This is a genomic window from Syntrophomonas sp. UBA5494 (genome assembly GCF_002426325.1).
The window spans coordinates 49,085-50,294 of record NZ_DIPG01000049.1 but is presented as its reverse complement, the minus strand read 5'-3'; the positions used below and the strand labels follow the sequence as shown (position 1 = coordinate 50,294).

Here is a 1,210-nt window from a genome sequence, read left to right as displayed (position 1 = left end):
CATTCCACAGTATTAGGAACAGTCAGCTTTGCATTGGCTGCTCTTCTCGAATCTCTTTTGGCTTTGGAAGTTTTTCTCTTAGGTACTGCCATTTTTACACCTCCTTATTTCAACAGGTCTCTCAACTTATCAAATCGTGGATCTGTTAAGCTGCTTTCGCATTGACATATTTCATTGTTTAAGTTTACTCCGCAATTAGGGCATATGCCTTTACAGTCTTTTTTGCATAATGATTTCATAGGCAAGGACAAATAAATCAACTGTTTGATTATTTCATCCATTCTTACCGTTCCATCTGTTACAACCATTTGAATTTCATCAGATTCTAAGTCTTCTTTCTGTACTAAGTCAGCTTGGAATTTAGTTTCAATTTTTTTGTCAAATTCTTTTAAACATCTTGCACATTCATCGGCTAAAGTATATTCTATTTTGCCTGAAAAGGTTACATTGTCATCAGTTTTGAATATCTCGCCGGTTAATAAGACATTTTTGTCAAGACGTGTTTCTTCTAAGAGCTCCTCATCATCTATTGTAAAGTTCTCATTTATAATGAAAGACACATCATCAGACGATAAAAATTTTTTAATTTTAAGCAACATAATACCACCCTTTTATTCGCAGAGTTTATTATATGAGAAAAGAAAATATTTGTCAAGGTTATATTCTTCTATATTCTTGTGTTATTTACCCTTCCTTATTTGTTTGTTAGTTCCTTTGTATCCCTTGCAATCATTACTTCTTCATTTGTAGGAATAACAAATACTTTTACTTTAGAGTCTTCATTAGAAATTTCAGCCTCTTTTCCTCTGATGTTATTCTTTTCATCATTTATTTCAACTCCAAGGAATTCCAAACCTTCACAAATTTGTTTTCTTGCAGGTGCAGAATTTTCGCCAAGGCCGGCAGTAAATACTAAATAATCTAAACCGCCCATTGCTGCTGCATAAGAGCCTATATACTTTCTCACTGTATATGCAAATTTATCTAATGCCAATTGGGCCCTCTTATTCCCTTTATCGGCTTCTGCTTCAATGTCTCTAAAGTCGCTGGAAACGCCGGAAATACCTAAAACTCCGGATTTTTTATTCATTAAATTGTCAACCTGTTCAGCCGTCATATCTTGTTTACACATTAAAAACGTTACTATTGCAGGGTCTATATCACCGCATCTTGTACCCATTACCAATCCTTCAAGAGGAGTCATTCCCAT

At 34.5% G+C, this 1,210-nt stretch carries 3 protein-coding genes; all 3 read right to left on the bottom strand.

Features of this window, described 5'->3' with window-relative positions; all coding sequences use genetic code 11:
• Positions 1-92 (bottom strand): 50S ribosomal protein L32 (rpmF, locus tag B3W37_RS05860; protein ID WP_483175051.1); only part of this gene is annotated, 92 nt, incomplete at its 3' end.
• Between the two features lie 12 nt (positions 93-104).
• Entirely contained in the window at positions 105-599 is a 495-nt protein-coding gene (locus B3W37_RS05855; protein WP_483175048.1) for a YceD family protein, read from the bottom strand.
• A gap of 95 nt (positions 600-694) precedes the next feature.
• Positions 695-1,210: acetate/propionate family kinase (locus B3W37_RS05850; protein ID WP_483175047.1), on the bottom strand; the 516-nt coding region annotated here is incomplete at its 5' end.

Coding starts and splice junctions, on each gene's coding strand:
- B3W37_RS05855 (WP_483175048.1), bottom strand. CDS start 599: ATGTTGCTTAAAATTAAAAAATTTTTATCGTCTGATGATGTGTCTTTC.